A 17,360-nucleotide genomic window follows, 5' to 3' on the forward strand; every position below is an offset into this window, starting at 1 on the left:
GGCAGGGACAATGCGGCCCCCCGTACGCCCTTGTCCCCGACCGGTGAGCTGGGCATGGTGCGAGAGGGTTACCGGAACTTCATGCGTTTGAGGAACTCTTGACCCAGGTTCGTACGTACTATTACCGGCCACGCCAGTTGGGCCGCCGAGGCAGTACGGGGGAAGCACATGCGTCACTTCGGGCACATATCGCCCGCCGTCCGTGAGGGCCTCTTCCACCAGGAGCCCGCGGACTTCACCCTGGCCTCCCCCGCCCGCACCCTCGCCGCAGCGCTCGGGGCCACCCTCTACAGCCCGGCCACCCGCCCGCGCCTGGCCGCCGACATCCGCAAGCAGGCCGGCCGCGGCGTCGTCTCGATGGTCCTCTGCCTGGAGGATTCCATCAGTGACGCCGACGTCGTGGACGGCGAGGAGAACCTCGTCCGGCAGTTCGCGGTGCTCGACGCCGAACGCGACGCCGCGGACTCCGGCGCCGGCGAGCTCCCGCTCCTCTTCATCCGCGTGCGCACGCCCGAGCAGATACCCGACCTCGTGCGCCGCCTCGGCCGGTCCGCGCGGAATCTGGCCGGATTCGTACTTCCGAAATTCACGGAATCGCGGGGGACGGCCTTCCTCGACGCCGTGGCCCACGCCGAGGCCGTCAGCGGCCTGCCCCGGCTGTACGCCATGCCCGTGCTGGAGACCCCCGACCTCCTCCACCTCGAAACCCGGTTCGAGGCCCTCGCCGGCATCGCGCGCACCGTGGACCGCCACCGCGAGCGGGTCCTGGCCCTGCGCCTGGGCGTCACCGACTTCTGCTCCGTCTACGGGCTGCGCCGCACCCCCGACATGACCGCATACGACGTCCGGATCGTGGCCGGCGTCATCGCCGACGTGGTGAACGTCCTCAGCCGCGCCGACGGCACCGGCTTCACCGTCACCGGCCCCGTCTGGGAGTACTTCCGCAGCCAGCAGCGCCTCTTCAAGCCGCAGCTGCGCCGCAGCCCCTTCCTGGAGGAGGGCGTCGAGGAACTGCGCACCGCGCTGATCGAGCACGACCTCGACGGGCTGCTGCGCGAGGTCGAGCTCGACCGGGCCAACGGGCTGCTCGGCAAGACCTGCATCCACCCCGCCCACGTCACCCCGGTGCACGCGCTGTCGGTCGTCTCCCACGAGGAGTTCAGCGACGCCCAGGACATCCTGCGGCCCGAGCGCGACGGCGGCGGAGTGATGCGTTCCGCCTACACGAACAAGATGAACGAGGTGAAGCCCCACCGGGCCTGGGCCGAGCGCACCATGCTGCGCGCCGAGGTCTTCGGTGTGGCGAGGGAGGAGGTCGGCTTCGTCGACCTCCTGACGGCCGGGCTCCAGCTGTGAGCGCGCCGCGGCAGACGACGAGTACGACGAGGACGGCGATGGACGGCGAGACGACGGACACGGTGTGGCCCGGGACCTGGGTCGCACAGCGGCTGGGCGTACGCCTGGAGGACGGCCCGCAGGGCGCGTCGGAGGGCGGCTCGGAGGGGTCCGGCGGCGGGGAGCGGCTGACGCAGCTGCTCGGGCTGGCCCTGCGGCGCAACCCCAAGCGCGCCCACCTGTTGGTCTCGCAGGTGCTGGGCAAGCACGTCCCGCAGTCGCCCGCGACGGTGTACGCCGCCGGGTACGGGCTGGGCGAGCGGGTCCGGGAGCTGCTCGGCGACCGGGCGGCCTCCGCCGTGGTCCTCGGCTACGCCGAGACCGCCACCGGGCTCGGCCACTGCGTCGCCGACGGGCTGGGAGCGGCGCCGTACCTGCACTCCACGCGCCGGCCGGTGCCGGGCGTGCGGCCCGCGGGCGGGTTCGAGGAGGCGCACTCGCACGCCACCTCGCACCTGCTGCTGCCCGAGGACCCGGCGCTGCTCGCCGGGGACGGGCCGCTGGTCCTGGTCGACGACGAGTTCTCCACCGGCAACACCGTCCTGAACACCATCCGCGACCTGCACGCCCGCCACCCGCGCGGCCACTACGTGGTCGTCGCCCTGGTCGACATGCGCTCGGCCGCCGACCGGGACCGGCTCACGGCCTTCGCCGCCGAGCTGGGCGCCCGCGTGGACCTGCTCGCCCTGGCCTCGGGCACGGTCTCCCTTCCGGAGGACGTCCTGGCCAAGGGGCAGGCCCTGGTGGAGCGGTACGAGCCCTCGCTCCCGTCCGGGCGGGCCGTCGGCCCGACGACCGGCGCCGCCGGGCCTTCGGCCGCTGCCGGAGGGGGCGGCCCCGCCGGACCGGCCGGGCCGTCGGTCCCCGCGCGTGACCCCGGCGGGGCCCCGTACGTCCGGGTTTCCCTGCAGTGGCCCGCCGGGGTGCCCGACGGGGGCCGGCACGGGTTCACCCCCGGCCACCGTGCAGCACTGGACGAGGCCCTGCCCGCCCTCGCCCGGCAGGTGGCGGCCGCGCTGGGCGAGCGGCCCGGGAGGGTCCTCGTCCTCGGCAACGAGGAGCTGATGTACGTACCGCTGCGCCTCGCCGAGGCCCTGGAGGAGCGCGGGGCCGCCGCCGAGGTGCGGTTCTCCTCGACCACCCGCTCGCCCGTCCTCGCCGTCGACGATCCCGGCTACGCCATCCGCACCCGCCTCGTCTTCCCCGCCCACGACGCCCCGGCCGACGGCCCCGGCGACCGCTACGCCTACAACGTCGCCGGCGCCGGCTTCGACGCCGTCGTCGCCGTCGTGGACTCCGCCGGGGACACCCCCGCACTGCACTCCGGGCTGCTCGCCGCCCTGGCCCCGCACACCGGCCGCGTCGTACTGGCCGTCGTCCCGTCGTACACGCCGGGCGCCCCCGGCACCCCCCACCGGCAGGAGCCGACCATGTCCGAGCCGCGCCCGGCGGAGCCCCTGCGCGGGCCGGCCTTCTCCTCGTACGCCCCGGAGGACGTCGGCTGGCTGCTCCAGGACCTCTCCGCCGTCGCGCTGGAGGCCCCGACCGAGGAGCGCGAGGAGGCCATCCAGGCCGGCGGCGCGCACTACGCCGAGTCCCTGCCCGTCGAGTACCAGCCCTCCGCGGACTACCAGGAGCTGTACCAGGACGCCCTGGCCGCCTCCGCCGCCCGCGTCGCCCGCGCCGTCGGCACCGTCACCGAGACCGTCCTCGCCGAACGGTCCCCCTCCCCGGTGCTGGTCTCCCTGGCCCGCGCCGGCACCCCCGTCGGCGTGCTGATGCGCCGCTGGGCCGCCGCCCGGCACGGCCTGGACCTGCCGCACTACGCCGTCTCCATCGTGCGGGGCCGCGGCATCGACGCCAACGCCCTGCGCTGGCTCGCCGCCCACCACGACCCGGCCGACGTCGTGTTCGTCGACGGCTGGACCGGCAAGGGCGCCATCACCCGCGAGCTGCGCGAGGCCCTGTCCGCCTTCCCCGGCTTCAACCCGGAGATCGTCGTCCTCGCCGACCCCGGCGCCTGCGTCGAGACGTACGGCACCCGCGAGGACTTCCTGATCCCCTCCGCCTGCCTGAACTCGACCGTCTCCGGCCTCGTCTCGCGCACCGTCCTGCGGTCCGACCTGGTCGGCCCGGACGACTTCCACGGCGCGAAGTTCTACCGCGAGCTGGCCGGGGCCGACGTCTCCACCGCCTTCGTGGACGCCGTGGCCGCCCGCTTCGACGAGGTCGCCGACGCCGTGGCCGCCGAGGTCAAGGAGCTCCTCGCCGCCGACCGCACCCCCACCTGGGTCGGCTGGGCGGCGGTCGAGCGGATCAGCGAGGAGTACGGCATCCACGACGTCAACCTGGTCAAGCCGGGCGTCGGCGAGACCACCCGCGTGCTGCTGCGCCGCGTACCGTGGAAGATCCTGGCCCAGCGCGGCGCCGGCTCCGACCTGGACCACGTACGCCTGCTCGCGGGGCAGCGCGGCGTACCCGTCGAGGAGGTCGACGGCCTCCCGTACACCTGTGTAGGACTCATCCACCCCCGCTTCACACGCGGCGCCACCGGCGCCGACGGAAAGGCAGTGGCCGCCCAGTGACCCGTCACGGAACCGTCCTCGTCGCCAGTGACCTCGACCGTACGCTCATCTACTCCCCGGCCGCCCTCGGCCTGACCATGCCCGACCCGCAGGCCCCCCGGCTGCTGTGCGTCGAGGTGCACGAGGGCAAGCCGCTCTCCTTCATGACGGAGACGGCGGCGGCGCTGCTGGCCGCCCTGGCCGCCGACCCGGCGGTGGTCTTCGTCCCCACCACCACCCGTACGCGCAAGCAGTACCAGCGGATCCGCTTCCCCGGCCCCCCGGCCCCGTACGCGATCTGCGCCAACGGCGGCCAGCTGCTCGTCGACGGGGAGCCCGACCGGGACTGGCGGCGCGCGGTGGCCCGGCGGCTCGCGCAGGAGTGCGCCCCGCTGGAGGAGGTCCAGGGGCACCTGCTCGCCGTGTCCGACCCGCGGTGGCTGCGCAAGGCGCGGATCGCCGAGGACCTCTTCGCCTACCTGGTCGTCGAGCGGGCCCTGGTGCCCGACGAGTGGCTCAAGGCGCTCACCCGCTGGGCGGAGGAGCGGGGCTGGACCGTGTCCCTCCAGGGCCGCAAGATCTACGCCGTCCCGCGCCCCCTGACCAAGAGCGCCGCGATGCGCGAGGTCGCCCGCCGCACCGGCGCCGCCACCACCCTCGCCGCGGGCGACTCGCTCCTCGACGCCGACCTGCTGCTGGCGGCCGACCGGGCCTGGCGCCCGGGCCACGGCGAACTGGCCGACGCCGGCTGGACCGCACCGACGGTGACCGCCCTGCACGAGGCCGGCGTACTCGCGGGTGAGGAGATCGTCCGTTCCTTCGGGCGGGCGGTTGCGACACTGACCGCATGACCAAGGGCAACAGCACCAAGATCACGGACGAGCTCTACCGCTACGTCCTCGCGCAGAACCCCCCGCTGGACGAGTTCCAGCGGGGGCTGGTCGCCACCACCTGGGAGAAGTTCCCCGAATCCGCCGGCATGCAGTCGGCGGAGGAGCAGGGCCCGCTGCTGGCCTTCCTGGTCCGGCTGACGGGCGCCAGGCACGTCGTGGAGGTCGGCACCTTCACCGGCTTCTCCGCCCTGTCGATGGCCCAGGCCCTGCCGGCCGACGGCCGCCTCATCGCCTGCGACGTGTCGGAGGAGTGGACCGCGTACGGCCGCGCGGCGTGGGAGGCGGCGGGCGTCGCGGACCGCATCGACCTGCGCATCGCCCCCGCCCTGGACACCCTGCGCGCCCTGCCGGCGGAGCCGCACATCGACCTCGCCTACGTCGACGCGGACAAGGAGAACCAGATCCTCTACTGGGAGGAACTGGTCCCGAGGCTGCGCCCGGGCGGCCTGATCGTCACGGACAACACCCTCTTCCACGGGACGGTGCTGGACGAGTCCCCCGACAGCAGGGGCGCGGCCGTCCGCGCGTTCAACGACCACGTCAGGGCGGACACCCGCATGGACTCCGTCCTCCTGGCCGTCTCCGACGGCCTCACCCTGTCACGCAAGCGGTAGCGGTGGCGGTGGCGGTGGCGCCAGGGGGTTCCCCGGAGGCTCAGCAGCAGCCGCCTCCGCCGCAGCAGCCCCCGCCGGACGGAGCGGGGGCACTGCCGGTCCCGCCGACGGCGACGGCGGACAGCAGCTTGACGGTGTCGCCGTGCCCGGCGGGGCAGTCGGCGGGCGCGGAGGACTCGGCCATGGGACGGCTCACCTCGAAGGTGTCGTCGCAGGTCCGGCAGCGGTATTCGTAACGGGGCATGCGCACAGGCTAACGGGCCGCCGCCCTGCCCCGGGCGCGTTCCTCCCGGGCGGCCTGCTCGGGGTGGCGGGCGCGCCAGTACGGGTTGTCGTGGGGGAGGGCGCTGCCCACCCTGCCGTACATCCCGAACCACATCAGCATCACGCCGACGACGAAGCTGAACAGCACGTTCTGGATCCTGAAGGCCAGGAAGTTCAGTCCCGTGTCCAGCAGGGCCAGGTTCACGAACCCGCTGGCGATGAAGAGCAGCCCCAGCACGATGTTGAGGGTGGAGGCGAAGGTCCCGCCGATCACCATCCCGGCGACGAGCAGGAGGCCGAAGCAGATCGACAGCACGCTCAGCGCGCCGTTGGTGTTCAGCGCCAGGACGGTGTCGCCGCCGGTGTCGAAGAACCCGATCCGGTGGACCAGCCCCAGTACCCCGAAGACGATCAGCAGCAGGCCCGTCAGTCCGGCGCCGACCCGGTAGACCTTGCTGAGCTTGTGGTCGCTGGGCAGGTGCTCGTCGAGCCGTGCGTTGACGGGGTGCAGCAGCCGCTCCGCCAGCCGGGGGCCCTGCCGTTCGGGGGGCGGTCCGTAGGGCTCGTGGGGGACGTAGGGCGCGTAGTGCTCGTGCGGTTCGGTGCACCCGTAGGCCGCGTGCGGCACGTACGTCTCCGGGCGCGCGGGGGGTGCGTGGCGCTCGCGCGGCCTGTGGAAAGCGTGGGCAGCCATGGCGCCCTCCTCGATTCCGTTCCCGGCACCCTCCAGCATCCGCCGCCACCCGGATCCGGACAACTCCGGGGGCGAGCGGGGGCGTCGGGATCCACCCAGATCCGACGTCCGGAGCCGGGCGGGTCTTACCCGCCGACGCGGCGGCCCCGCATGTCCGCGACGACCCGGCCCACCGCCGCCCGGACCTCCTCCATCTCCTGGAGGAAGTGCCAGTAGTCGGGGTGGCGCCCCTCCAGGCCGCCGAGCGCCCGTTCCATCCGGGCCACCGATTCGTCCAGCGGCCGGGCGTGCCGCGGATCGGGCACGCTGCGGCCCTCCATCGCCAGCCGCTGCGCGTCCCGGATCGCGAACCGGGTGCGCTGCACCTCCGCCTGCGGGTCCCGCGCCACCGCCTCCAGCCGCGACAGCCGGTCCTGCGCCGCCGACACCGCCTCGTCGGTGGCGTCCAGGCCCGTCCGCACCGCCTCGACCAGCGCCGTCACGTCGGCCCAGCGCTGCTCGTCCCGCGCCCGGCCCGCCTCCGCCAACCGCTCCTCGGCCTGCGCGACATCCCGTACGGCCTGGTCGGGAACGTGCTGGAGGTCCTGCCAACAGGCCGCGCTGAACCGGCGGCGCAGCTCGCTGAGCACCGGATCCACCCGGTCCGCCCGGTTGCGCAGCGCCTGCGCCCGGGTCCGCAGGCTCACCAGCCGGTGGTCGATCTCCGCCGCACGCTCCGGCAGCCGCTGCGCCTCGGCCCGTATCGCCTCGGCGTCCCGCAGGATCCGGTCGGCCCGCTGCACGGTCTCCTGCACCCCGTGCTGCGCCGCGCCCTGGTTCAGCTTCGTCAGCTCGGGACCCAGCGCGGCGAGCCGCGCCGCCAGGTCGTCGGCCCGCATCCCCTTGGCCCGTACGGCGTCCAGCGCGTCGCTCGCGCCCAGCAGCGCCGCCTTCGCCCGCTCGCGGGCCGGCGCGACCCGGGCCAGCTGCGTCTCCGCCTTGTCCAGCAGCGGCCGCAGCCCCTGCGCGAACCGCTCCAGCTCCTCCTTGACCCGTACGAGCTCGTCCCGCGCCCGGGTCAGCTGCTGCCGGGCCTGCGCGGCGACGGAGCCCTCCAGGTCGACCCGGTCCAGGTCGTGCGCGTCGACGGCCTCGATGTAGGTGTGGCTGACCTCGTCGATGCGCCGCCCGAGCGCGGCGAACCCATCGGCGGCCTGCCGCGCGGCGGGAGAACCGTCGGCGGCGGCGATGGTCTCCATCGAGATCCGCAGGTCCCGCTGGGCGGTGTCCAGCTCGTAGAACGCGGCCGCGGCGGCATCCTTCGCCGCCTGCGCGTCCGCCCGCCGACTCTCGTCCCGCCCACCGAACCACCGCCGGGATGCCGTCGTCACAGTCCCTCTCCCGTACCCCGTCCGCCAAGCCCGGGTCCATTCTCCCCCACGGGATCGGGTTTGCGTGGGGGGTCGGCCCTGCATGTAGGCTGTCCACTCGTCCACGGGTGCGTAGCTCAGGGGTAGAGCGCTGCTCTTACAAAGCAGATGTCGGCGGTTCGAAACCGTCCGCGCCCACCAGCACGAAGACCCCTCGCCGATCATGGCGGGGGGTCTTTTGCATCCACATCTGACATCAACGGGGACGGTCGGTCACGACCGGGACGGCTTCTGAGCAGCCAATCCATGTGACTCACGGCTTCGCGCTGCGTGTCCTGGACGACGATCTGGCTGTGGCCGAGGATCTCCATCACGACGCGCGGCGGGACGCCGGCGGCGGTGAGCAGCGTCGCCGTACCATGCCGGGCGTCGTGGAGCCGGACGACGCGGAGATCGGCGTTCTTCGCGACGCGGGTGAACGAGCGGTAGAGGTTCCGCGGCTCGATGGGCTGCCCGTTGCGGGTGGTGAAGACGTACCCGGTGTCGGTCCAGTTGTCTCCGGCGCGCTCGCGGGCAGCAGCCTGCTTGAGACGCTGCCACCGCAGGGGAGCGACGCAGATCCGGGGAGCGAGAGCGTCTGCTTGCACCGGGGCCCTTGGGGTCGTCCTCGTACACCTCCCCGGCGACGCGCTGTCGTTGAGTTCTGACCGGGTCCTTCCGGGCGGCGGCGAGGAAGTCGAGCGTCTCGTCGAGCGACCAGGGGGGGAGAGCTCCCGGGCGGCGACGGTGGGCGGCTCGACGAGCGTCGCGACGTTCCGGCTCACCAGCTCCTCACGGCAGGCCGCGGTGAGGGCGGTACGCAGCACGCGGTGCGACTCCTTGGCCGTGGCGGCGCTGGTTTTCTTCTCCAGCTGGACGAGGAAGCGGCGGACGTCGGCGACGCTGAGGGATTCCAGCCGCTTCGAGCCGATCATCGGGACGAGGTAAAGCCGGATGTGCACCTCGTACTTGGCCGCGGTGGTCTTCTTGCGGCGCGGCTTGACGTGCTGCTGGCACATGTATACCCGCTGGGGGTGTGTCAGCCCACCCCCAGCGGGGCGGGTCGGTAGGCCGCAGGTCTGGGCTATCTCCCGCCATGGTGTGCGGGCTGGGGCGTCGGTGGGCCGTGCGGGGGGCTCAAGGACAACCGGTGGCGACCAACGGTGACAGGTCGGCTACGAGGCCCCACTCGATGCGCATGACGCCCTGAGTCATGGAGCAGGCGTAGGCGACGAGCACGAGCTTGACGTCTTCTGACAGCAGGGCGAGGTCGGGATGGGGCTCTTGCTCCTCCGACTCGTCGAGGCCCAAGTCGAAGGCTTGTTGCATGGGCTCGGGGCCGTGCCGGCGTATCAGGGCGGCTCGGAAGCCCGTGGCGCGTCGCAGTCGTGTCGCCGTGACGGGGACGTCTTTCTTCGCGTAGCGGAGCGGATAGACCACATGGTCACTAAGGATCATGAGCGTTCGTCCCTGTAAGCGCACAGGAGTGGCCGCGGGGAGTGAGGCGAGGCCTACTTGCAGTTCCTCGTACTGCGCGGCGTACAAGCCGTGTTCGTATGCCTCCAGGGTCTGGGTCTGTACTCCTTCGTGGCCGTTACGGGCTCGGGCATGGGCTCGAACCAAGCTGGCGGGGATCAGGTCGCCCAAGGGCCCTGCAGCGTCGCCGAAGGTCTTCTCGGCCCACCCTGGCACGGTTGCCATGACCTACCGCCCTTCCCCCTTGTGGCACCTGAGTGCCGAGCAGCAACGAAACCGTGCAGGCTGGGTGCGAGCCGCGCTAGAGGGCATACGGCGCATGACGAGGCGCACAGCGTCCGGCATCGGTTGCGTCGGGTGGCAGGTGGCCGTCAGTGGTGGGCCGTACGCTGCCGCCATGCACAGAGGAGCGATCACACAGGGATCCGTGCTCAAGGCCATCGCGGAGTACGACGAGTTGGGACAGGCTGAGTTCCTAGCGAAGTACGGCTTCGGCGAGGCTCGCTCGTACGTTGTGGTGCACGAGGGGCGGGAGTACGACTCCAAAGCCATAGCCGGCGTGGCGCACCAGTGGGATCAGGGGCGAGCTCTCAGACCTGATGAGTTCAGCGGAGGCAAGGAGCACGCCGTGGCGTGGCTGACGCGGGCAGGCTTCCAGGTCAAGGCCGTCAAGAATCCTGATTGGGCCCGGGATGAGATCATCCTTGCCTGTCAGCTCGTGAGGGAGAACGGCTGGAAGGGGCTGGATGCTCAGGACGCCAGGGTGGTCGAGCTGTCCGGCCTGCTCCAGCTGCTTCCCATCCACGCCGAGGCGGAGCGCAACGAGAAGTTCCGCAACCCGAACGGAGTGGCACGCAAGACGTTCGACATCGCCACGCGACACCCGGAGTACCAGGGCAAGCCCACCAACGGCGGCGCCCTCGACGTGGCGGTGCTGATGGAGTTCCTTGCCCGGCCCGACGAGATGACCGAGGCCGCTCGACTCATTCGGCAGGGCATCTTGACCGGCGAGTTGCAGAGCCTTGCGCCGACCGAGGACGAGGAGTTCGACGACTACAGCGCTCCTGAGGGACGGCTCCTCATGCGCCGGCACCAGGCCCGCGAGCGGAACAAGAGCCTGCGGAAGAAGAAGATCGCTTCTGTGACTCAGCGCGGTGGGCGGCTGGCGTGTGAGGCGTGTGGGTTCGACTTCGAGCAGGTCTACGGCGACCGCGGTGCTGGGTACATCGAGTGCCATCACGTTGTGCCGTTGCACGAAGCGGGCCAGGGGCGGACCAAGCTCAGCGATCTCGCCCTCATATGTGCCAACTGTCACCGCGTGATCCATCGGCGTGCGCCATGGCCGACACCTGAGGAGCTGCGGGCCTCCATCGAGCGAAAGCATGCAGCTGACAGGCGTGCCGCGGAAGCCATTGCACGGCCACGCAGGGCGGCTGACGAGCAGATGCCGAACCCGTGATCTGACATCCACTGCTGACATCAACGGCGGCACATAGAGGCAGTCCCGGAGGACCGTGAACGACAGTCATCGCCAGGGCCATCGGGGTACTCAGCCGCCGTAGGGCGGGCTTACAGAGCAGATGTCGGCGGTTCGAAACCGTCCGCGCCCACCAGTGCAGAGGCCTCCAACCGATCTTGGTTGGGGGCCTCTGACGGTAGTTCTTGACGGCAGTCAGCCCGTCGTGGGCCTACGCCGCAGCAGCCGGTCCATGTGCCCGATCGCCTCCCGTCGGGTCTCCTCCGTCACGTGAGTGTAGATGTTCATCGTGACGGCGATCTGCGAGTGCCCCAGGATCTCCATCACCACCCGCGGGGGCACTCCGGCGGCGAACAGCAACGTGGCGCAGCCGTGCCGGGCGTCGTGCAGGCGGACCCGAGGGAGCGGGATCACCCGCGTCCACCGGTTCTTGGCGGAGTCGGAGTACGGCTCCTTCTGAACGCGCTGGATCTGGTTCCGCACAGTGAGGTCCGGCGGCTGAGGTCGATGTCCGACCAGCTGAGCCCGAACCGAGCGCACGGCGAGGTCTGGTCGAGGTCCCAGAGCTTCAGCTCGAAGACCCAGGCAGGAAGCCGCGGAGATGCCTGGGACCAACGACCCGTATGGGCGAGCCGTCAAGCACGACTTCAGCTGCTTTAAGTACAACGTCGTCAGGTCCCACTACGACACCTTGAGCTTTGGGGACGAGCTTTTCCAGCGCCTCGGCCACGTAGGTTGTAACCTGATGATATCCCTTGCGTCGGACTTCTCCAGCTCCGCCGTACTTGCATTCAAAAAGGTACGCAGAGACGCCTTTCTGGATTATGGCGACGTCGGCACCTACCGGGTCTGCGGAACTCGCAAATACCCCTTCCATCAGGTCGATGTAAGGAGACGGCACGCCATAGTGATCCCATATCCTACTCGCTTCGAACCAAATGTCCCAGGTTTGCCCGTCCGGCGATACCGTGACGTAATTTGGCCCGCCTCTTTTGCTCCCGGACAGCGGGCGCAGACTAGCTAGTTTCCATCCCGCATCGCGAAGGCTTTTGAGTAGGACTCCGAGGGCACCCAGATGAAACAATCGCCATCGAACATCATCGTCAGGCAATAGGTGTCGCCTGGCAAACTCCAGCAGGTCTGGCTTGTCGGCGTCGGCAAGGAGTTCCGCGACATCCGCAAGGTGAGTCCAAGGTGCGCCTGACCTCCGCAAAGCGATGATGTCTTGCCGGGTCGGACGGATACCAGTCGAGGCTTCGAGAGGGGGCTGCTTTCTCACGGCGAACAGCGTGGATAGTTCCTCCTTCGCCGCGCCTTTCAGGGACTCCCTCTCCAGCTGCAGAGCATCTTTGCGGATCTTCGCGATCTGATCAATGGTCCAGCTGAGAGATGTCGCCATCACTTGATCTGCAACTCTTGCCCGCTCGTTCACGACGAATCCGTCTGCTGGCCAGCCTCGGCGGACTGCCGAAGCGACCCAATCAGTGCCCGGGTCCGGACTAGGAGATACCCTGCGGGTCCTTCTGCTACTTGCCGGTAGAGCATCGGTCCAGTCGGTGGCCTTCCTGGGCCACCCCTTGAGCAGCGCGACCACCTGGGCATACAGCACACGATTGGCACGCTGTTGAATTTCAAGCGAAGACCACTTCACGTCGGCCCAGTCGTCCGCAATGCCAGCCAGGGCATTGTAGAGCTGAGCTTTACTGCTCCAGCCTCGAAGGACCTCCTCCAGCCCGTCTTCGGGTATTTCATGCTTATGTGAGACCGAATTCAGATCGGACATCATCGAATATGTTGCAGTTGCTGGTTGATCCAGTTCCATTCCGACCCGAGCGCATCTTTCTCTGACAATTTCTCACCGAGTTCATCCAGGGTGGGGTCATCAAGTCGTGCAAGCCACGGCCCGAAACAGATAAGGTACGCCTCGGCCAGTAGTGCTCCGAGGGTGGCGTCGGAGACCTTGAGTCCGATGGTTACACTCTGTGGTAGCGAAAGGAAGAGCGCTGGCCCCATCGCGGTGTCCGGAGATGTGTAATGAATCTCATATATGCGCGAGACGCGATCCGCGAGATCGGATAGCTGGTCACTCAAAAGAGGCAGGCCACTTGCCCGTTCAAGGAAAATTTCACGGAACAAACTAGGTTCGGGTGGAGCGATGGGGATCTGTGCAAACCTACGCCCGAGTGCAAGACCGAAGCGAAATACCCGTTGGGCGTCAAGAGAGTTGTATGTGCCGATGAGGCGCCACTCTTGGCCAGCCTTGTACTCGATTATTCTGAGCTGCGCCGCCCCTCCAGGTATCCCTTCATCTTCAGTCATTGGGGACGAAACCGGTGTGTCTGCCCATCCCAAACGAATTTCGGTCGGATCTCCCGGTGCCGCACGGCCGACAGTGACCGACTCCATCGAGTCGCCGGTCAGCCACGTGAGAAGGCCGCCGAAAATCCGGTCCATGTCTGCCCGATTGGCCTCATCGATGAGAAGCCATTTGTCTTCCTGAATAGCCTGCAATACATAGCCCGGCGCGAAGTGGATAGATCCCTTACTGTCGATGGTGTCACCACCGATGAGCTCGCGAACCGTCCAACTTTCGTCAGCCGTCACAGTCATGAGCTCGTGAGGCACCTCCATGCCGTAGGCGGATGGGTCGGCCTGCACCTCTCGTATGACCTCCCAGATCAGGGAGGACTTGCCAGTACCTGGCGGCCCAACGAGCATGATCGCCTTATGTGAGGCGATAGCGTTTTTCAGCATCCTTCGGGTTCGCTCGTCGATCTTCAGCACAGGCACCAGGCGTGGTGCCGGGGCCGTCTGGGCAACCGTCGCGTCGAGGGGGAGGGTCGCAAAGACATCGCTTCCGGCCGCAGGAACTCCTTCGACCGACAATCCGCCCAGGGTCGACCGAAGGATGTTGGTCAAACGCTCAGCTTCAGGACCTGGGTGTCCGATGAGCAGATGCCTGGGCACCCACGCAGGGGATGCCCCCTCATGCTGCTCCATGAGCATCAGTGGCTGGCCGGTACGTCTGACGACGTTCCGTGCTGCCTCGATGCCGGCCTCGTACTCCTGTGGGTACGGAATCAGAGCGATCAACAGACCCGCTTGCTGCGCGCGACTCGACTGCGTCATCCGCACGGCCATGTTGCCAGCCTTGCTGACGTAGCCCGTGTAGATCTTCCCAGGTCGAAGACCGATCAGTTCAGAGAGTCGACTCTCCAACTGTCGGTACTTCGTAGCGCTGGGAGCTGGGTGGTTGATGCCGGCCAGCAAGCGGTCAATCTCGATCAAGGTGTCGGACACGAGGCGAGGGTAACCGCTATCTGAGGTTCAGAGGAGGAGAACCCAGGACCTCACATCGCACAAAGCACCTATCGTTGAAGCAGCGTTGAGGCTCCACTAGCCGCAGACAAGTCGCTAGAGGAGACGTGTTGGCCGGGTCAGCTCGACGTGCTCCTTCATGTGGAGGAGGAACGTCTCATCGAACCTCAGATTTGCCTTTTGCGCGCGTGAGTAGAAGCCGGCGGCCGCGCGGTGACTCAGCGGGCTGAGCCCTTCACGGTCGACGAGGTCCATGAGGTGTGTGTACTCGCGATGCTCCGGCCACATGGATACGTAGGAGCGCCACCTTTTGCCCTTGTGTCCCCATGCCGCAGTGGGCCATCGAGCGCCTTCCGGCAAGCTGTCGCCTTCGGCCTTGTCGTATTCCCCCGGGCTCACAAGCTGCTCACCCAGCCACTGCGAAACGCCGACTGTGACCGCGTTGCCGACCAACTTCCAACGGTCACGCCCGCCTTTTTTGTCGGCCGTCGCTTCGGTCAATGTCCAATCCTTGGCGAACCCCTGAAGTCGCTCGGCGTCAGTGATGGACGGGGTCACAATCCGGTAGCCAGAAGGGTTCCCAGGTATCCAGATGCCTGGGGGTGACGGGATGCTCAGCCCCGAGCCGCCCTTCACCGTGGGAACCGCGTCGCGTGCCCACCCCAAACCGCGGAGACCCTCGGTCCAGTAGAAACCATGAGCGTCGCCTGCCCGCCCGCTCTCATCGGGCTCACCTGCGTCCTCGGCAAGAAGCACACTCCGAGGGTCCTCGATACGACTGGCGACGAAGAGAACACGCTGACGCCGCTGCGGCACTCCCGTGAATCGAGAGTCGACGAGCCGGTATGCCCACGCGTACCCGAGAGCTTCGAGCTCTTGTACGAGGTGGAGCATCGCCTTGCCCTTGTCAAGCACCAGCATGTTCCGCACGTTCTCAAGCACAAGCCAGCGCGGGTGGTGCTTCTGGAGCAAGCGGAAGACATGGGACACAAGGCCTGACTGCTCCCCCCCAATGCCAGCGGTACGACCGGCTTGGGAGAGATCCTGGCAGGGAAACCCTGCTGTCACGACGTCCACATCGCCGGGAAGGGCATCAAGCTGCTGAACGTCAGGCTCAAGGGGAATATCAGGGAAATGCCTGGTGAGAACAGCCTGGGCCGGTGACCAGACCTCGCAGAGCAGCACAGTCTCCAGCCCGGCCCTACTGAGGCCCAGCTCAAGACCACCCACGCCAGCGAAGAGACCCGCCACCCGGAGGGGCGGGTGACTGACCACTTGCTCACTTCTCACGGTGGAGATCCTGTCATACAGGGCCTACGTCGACTGCGTCACGGAGCACTCTCGTCAGACGCGTCCAGGCAACTCTGACCTGCTGAAAAATGCGAGGCGCACGGGCTTCCGGAGCAGTGTGCCGGTGGTGCTCGTGTCCGTGACCAAGCCCGCGATCATGAACAGCTCTCGGTGTCAGTTACACCAGGGCGGCTGGTCGAGTTATGGAGTGGCGCAGCGGAAGAAGAAGGACGCTGAGGCCAAGATGCGGACGCTTCGGAAGAAGAAGTGAGCTGGTGGGTGGGCTGCCGCTGACGTCCATGGGTGACATCGATGGAGGCGGATCCGGCAGTGCCGGGCGGTCGCGGAGAGGTGTTGCGGCCTGGGCTGAACGGGGTGGCGGGTGCGGTTTGGGCGAGCTTGCACAGGAGAGGTCGGCGGTTTGGGACCGGCCGTGTTCATCAGTGCAGAGGCCTCCAGCCGATCTTGGTTGGGGGCCTCTGGCGTGTTGCGAGGGGGTGGCGTGCGTGCCGGTGCCGGGGGGGTGCACGGGGTGGGGGGTTCGTCAAGGTACGGGGTTTCGGGGGGTGACCCGGGGTGGGGGGGCTGGGCTTACTGGAGGTCCGGTCGCGGCGGAGCGACGGGAAGCGAGAGGAGCAGCAGCCATGTCCCACCAGGTCCACACGGCGGGTCCCACCCCTGCCAAGCGGCGGATGTTCCGCTACATGATGGTCCTCACCTCGGCCGCCTTCATCGCCGGCGGTGTCGCGTCCCTGCCGGCGTCGGCGTCGGCGGCGGAGCTGCCGCGGGCCCCGGCGGCCGTGAAGGGCGGGGCGCTGCCTTGTCCGTCCGGCTACGTGTGGCGGGACAGCTACGACGGCGACGCCCTGTGCGTCACGCCGGCCGAGCGGGACCGGGTGCATGCGCTGAATCCATACCGGCAGCCCGGTGGGGGTGCGTACGGGCCGGCCACCTGCAAGCCGGGCTACGTGTGGCGGGAGAAGTGGGTCGGGGACACGCTGTGCGTGACGCCCGCCGAGCGGGCCCGGGCCAAGGCGCACGGGCAGCTGATCGACAACGGGCCGAACCTGATTGGCATACCCGGGATGTGATCCCCGTCCACGAGCCCCCGGCCGGTCGCGGCCGGGGGCTTCGGGGTGCGCTGGGCGGGGTCAGGCGTTGGGGCGCTTTCCGTGGTTGGCCTTCTTCTTCTTGCGGGCGCGCTTCTTGTTCCCTCGCTTGGCCATCGGACGTCTCCCTCGATTCGCCTGTCATGCGGATGTTCCGGGCGTTCGCCAGTCTAGGATCCGGGGCGGTTTCCCGCGCGGCGGCGCGGGGACCATCCCGCGCAGGGGGTGGGGCGCGTGGCCGGTGTCGGGGAGTGGGTCGGGGCCGTCGGGGCGTTCGGGCTGGGGGCCTGTGGGCTGGGGCTCGCGGCCTGGTGGCCGGGCCGGGACCGGTTCGAGCGGGAGCGGGACGCCGAGCGGGAGCGGCTGCTCGCGCAGATCGGGCGGCGGGAGCCCGAGGAGGGCGAGCCCCGGCTGGTGGACGCCTCCAGGGGGCGGGGGGAGCCCGAGAGGGAGCGGTACGACGACTTCACGCCGGTCCTCGTCGAGTACTACGCCTACGGGCTGGCGCAGGCGCGCAGCAGCTTCGCCACCAGCCAGCGGTTCGCCGGGGTCGGGGCGGCCGTGCTGCTCTTGGGGATCGGGCTCGCGGTGTGGAAGGCCGAGAGCGGCGGGGAGGCGTACCTCGGGGTGGTGACCAGTTCGGTCGGGGTGGTCGTCACCCTGGTCGGGCAGCTGTTCCACCGCAGGGCCGACGCCGCGCTGCGGCACATGGCCGCCCAGACCGCCTCCCTCCGGGAGGACCGGCGGGCCGCGGAGAGCACCCGGCAGGCGATCGCCCTGCTGGAGGACGTCTCCGACCCGGACCTGCGGGCGCGGCTGCAGGCCGGGATCATCATGCGGCTTTCCGGGGCACAGCTGCCGCCCGCGGGGTCATAGTG

The 17,360-nt window shown here is 69.2% G+C and carries 16 protein-coding genes, 1 tRNA gene and 1 pseudogene; 8 read left to right on the forward strand and 10 right to left on the reverse strand.

Annotated features, from left to right (window positions below):
• The first annotated feature begins 168 nt into the window (after window positions 1–168).
• From ACZ5NJ_RS36420 to ACZ5NJ_RS36435, 4 genes are read left to right on the forward strand one after another with little or no spacing between them, the layout of a single operon-like run.
• The gene (locus ACZ5NJ_RS36420) at window positions 169–1,356 is read left to right on the forward strand and encodes an HpcH/HpaI aldolase/citrate lyase family protein (protein ID WP_468770874.1); all 1,188 of its coding nucleotides are present in this window, start codon (window positions 169–171) and stop codon (window positions 1,354–1,356) included.
• A 38-nt stretch (window positions 1,357–1,394) separates the two neighbouring features.
• A complete protein-coding gene (locus ACZ5NJ_RS36425) occupies window positions 1,395–3,980 on the forward strand; it encodes a phosphoribosyltransferase (RefSeq protein WP_468770876.1) in 2,586 nt (861 codons plus the stop codon).
• On the forward strand, window positions 3,977–4,810 hold the full coding sequence (locus tag ACZ5NJ_RS36430) for an HAD family hydrolase (protein WP_468770878.1): 834 nt from the start codon (window positions 3,977–3,979) through the stop codon (window positions 4,808–4,810). Before ACZ5NJ_RS36425 ends, ACZ5NJ_RS36430 begins: the two co-directional genes overlap by 4 nt.
• Window positions 4,807–5,466 (forward strand): O-methyltransferase, encoded by a 660-nt coding sequence (locus ACZ5NJ_RS36435; RefSeq protein WP_468770880.1) that lies wholly within the window; start codon window positions 4,807–4,809, stop codon window positions 5,464–5,466. Before ACZ5NJ_RS36430 ends, ACZ5NJ_RS36435 begins: the two co-directional genes overlap by 4 nt.
• A 40-nt stretch (window positions 5,467–5,506) precedes the next feature.
• Here ACZ5NJ_RS36435 and ACZ5NJ_RS36440 read toward each other — a convergent pair whose 3' ends face one another.
• The 3 genes from ACZ5NJ_RS36440 to ACZ5NJ_RS36450 form a co-directional block, all read right to left on the reverse strand.
• Entirely contained in the window at window positions 5,507–5,710 is a 204-nt protein-coding gene (locus tag ACZ5NJ_RS36440; protein ID WP_468770882.1) for an FmdB family zinc ribbon protein, read from the reverse strand.
• A 9-nt stretch (window positions 5,711–5,719) separates the two neighbouring features.
• A complete protein-coding gene (locus tag ACZ5NJ_RS36445) occupies window positions 5,720–6,424 on the reverse strand; it encodes a DUF4383 domain-containing protein (RefSeq protein ID WP_468770884.1) in 705 nt (234 codons plus the stop codon).
• Window positions 6,425–6,549: 125 nt separating this feature from the next.
• Window positions 6,550–7,794 (reverse strand): hypothetical protein, encoded by a 1,245-nt coding sequence (locus ACZ5NJ_RS36450; protein ID WP_468770885.1) that lies wholly within the window; start codon window positions 7,792–7,794, stop codon window positions 6,550–6,552.
• A gap of 105 nt (window positions 7,795–7,899) precedes the next feature.
• Between ACZ5NJ_RS36450 and ACZ5NJ_RS36455 the strand changes: the two genes are divergently transcribed.
• Window positions 7,900–7,974: transfer RNA gene (locus ACZ5NJ_RS36455), tRNA-Val, on the forward strand.
• A 20-nt stretch (window positions 7,975–7,994) separates the two neighbouring features.
• On the opposite strand, the gene ACZ5NJ_RS36460 is transcribed toward ACZ5NJ_RS36455, so the two are convergent.
• Window positions 7,995–8,831, reverse strand: coding sequence for a tyrosine-type recombinase/integrase (locus ACZ5NJ_RS36460; protein WP_468770887.1), 837 nt, complete (start codon window positions 8,829–8,831; stop codon window positions 7,995–7,997).
• A 118-nt stretch (window positions 8,832–8,949) separates the two neighbouring features.
• The gene (locus ACZ5NJ_RS36465; protein ID WP_468770888.1) at window positions 8,950–9,270 is read right to left on the reverse strand and encodes a hypothetical protein; all 321 of its coding nucleotides are present in this window, start codon (window positions 9,268–9,270) and stop codon (window positions 8,950–8,952) included.
• A 415-nt stretch (window positions 9,271–9,685) separates the two neighbouring features.
• Between ACZ5NJ_RS36465 and ACZ5NJ_RS36470 the strand changes: the two genes are divergently transcribed.
• Window positions 9,686–10,747, forward strand: coding sequence for an HNH endonuclease (locus ACZ5NJ_RS36470; protein ID WP_468770890.1), 1,062 nt, complete (start codon window positions 9,686–9,688; stop codon window positions 10,745–10,747).
• 213 nt (window positions 10,748–10,960) lie between these two features.
• Here ACZ5NJ_RS36470 and ACZ5NJ_RS36475 read toward each other — a convergent pair.
• From ACZ5NJ_RS36475 to ACZ5NJ_RS36490, 4 genes and pseudogenes are all read right to left on the reverse strand, one after another.
• A pseudogene (locus tag ACZ5NJ_RS36475) lies at window positions 10,961–11,292 on the reverse strand (site-specific integrase); the annotation flags it as partial.
• 41 nt (window positions 11,293–11,333) lie between these two features.
• Window positions 11,334–12,587 (reverse strand): hypothetical protein, encoded by a 1,254-nt coding sequence (locus ACZ5NJ_RS36480; RefSeq protein ID WP_468770892.1) that lies wholly within the window; start codon window positions 12,585–12,587, stop codon window positions 11,334–11,336.
• Window positions 12,548–14,065 (reverse strand): AAA family ATPase, encoded by a 1,518-nt coding sequence (locus ACZ5NJ_RS36485; RefSeq protein WP_468770894.1) that lies wholly within the window; start codon window positions 14,063–14,065, stop codon window positions 12,548–12,550. Before ACZ5NJ_RS36485 ends, ACZ5NJ_RS36480 begins: the two co-directional genes overlap by 40 nt.
• A 114-nt stretch (window positions 14,066–14,179) precedes the next feature.
• Window positions 14,180–15,373: a DNA cytosine methyltransferase gene (locus tag ACZ5NJ_RS36490; RefSeq protein WP_468770896.1), complete on the reverse strand. Its 1,194-nt coding sequence runs from the start codon at window positions 15,371–15,373 to the stop codon at window positions 14,180–14,182.
• A 644-nt stretch (window positions 15,374–16,017) separates the two neighbouring features.
• Here ACZ5NJ_RS36490 and ACZ5NJ_RS36495 point away from each other — a divergent pair.
• On the forward strand, window positions 16,018–16,464 hold the full coding sequence (locus ACZ5NJ_RS36495) for a hypothetical protein (protein WP_468770898.1): 447 nt from the start codon (window positions 16,018–16,020) through the stop codon (window positions 16,462–16,464).
• A 60-nt stretch (window positions 16,465–16,524) separates the two neighbouring features.
• Here ACZ5NJ_RS36495 and ACZ5NJ_RS36500 read toward each other — a convergent pair whose 3' ends face one another.
• On the reverse strand, window positions 16,525–16,599 hold the full coding sequence (locus tag ACZ5NJ_RS36500; protein WP_099895366.1) for a 50S ribosomal protein bL37: 75 nt from the start codon (window positions 16,597–16,599) through the stop codon (window positions 16,525–16,527).
• 117 nt (window positions 16,600–16,716) lie between these two features.
• On the opposite strand from ACZ5NJ_RS36500, the gene ACZ5NJ_RS36505 reads away from it, so the two are divergent.
• Window positions 16,717–17,358, forward strand: coding sequence for a TRADD-N-associated membrane domain-containing protein (locus ACZ5NJ_RS36505; RefSeq protein WP_468770899.1), 642 nt, complete (start codon window positions 16,717–16,719; stop codon window positions 17,356–17,358).
• The last annotated feature ends 2 nt before the right edge of the window (window positions 17,359–17,360 follow it).

This window comes from Streptomyces sp. NPDC032091, from assembly GCF_055580265.1.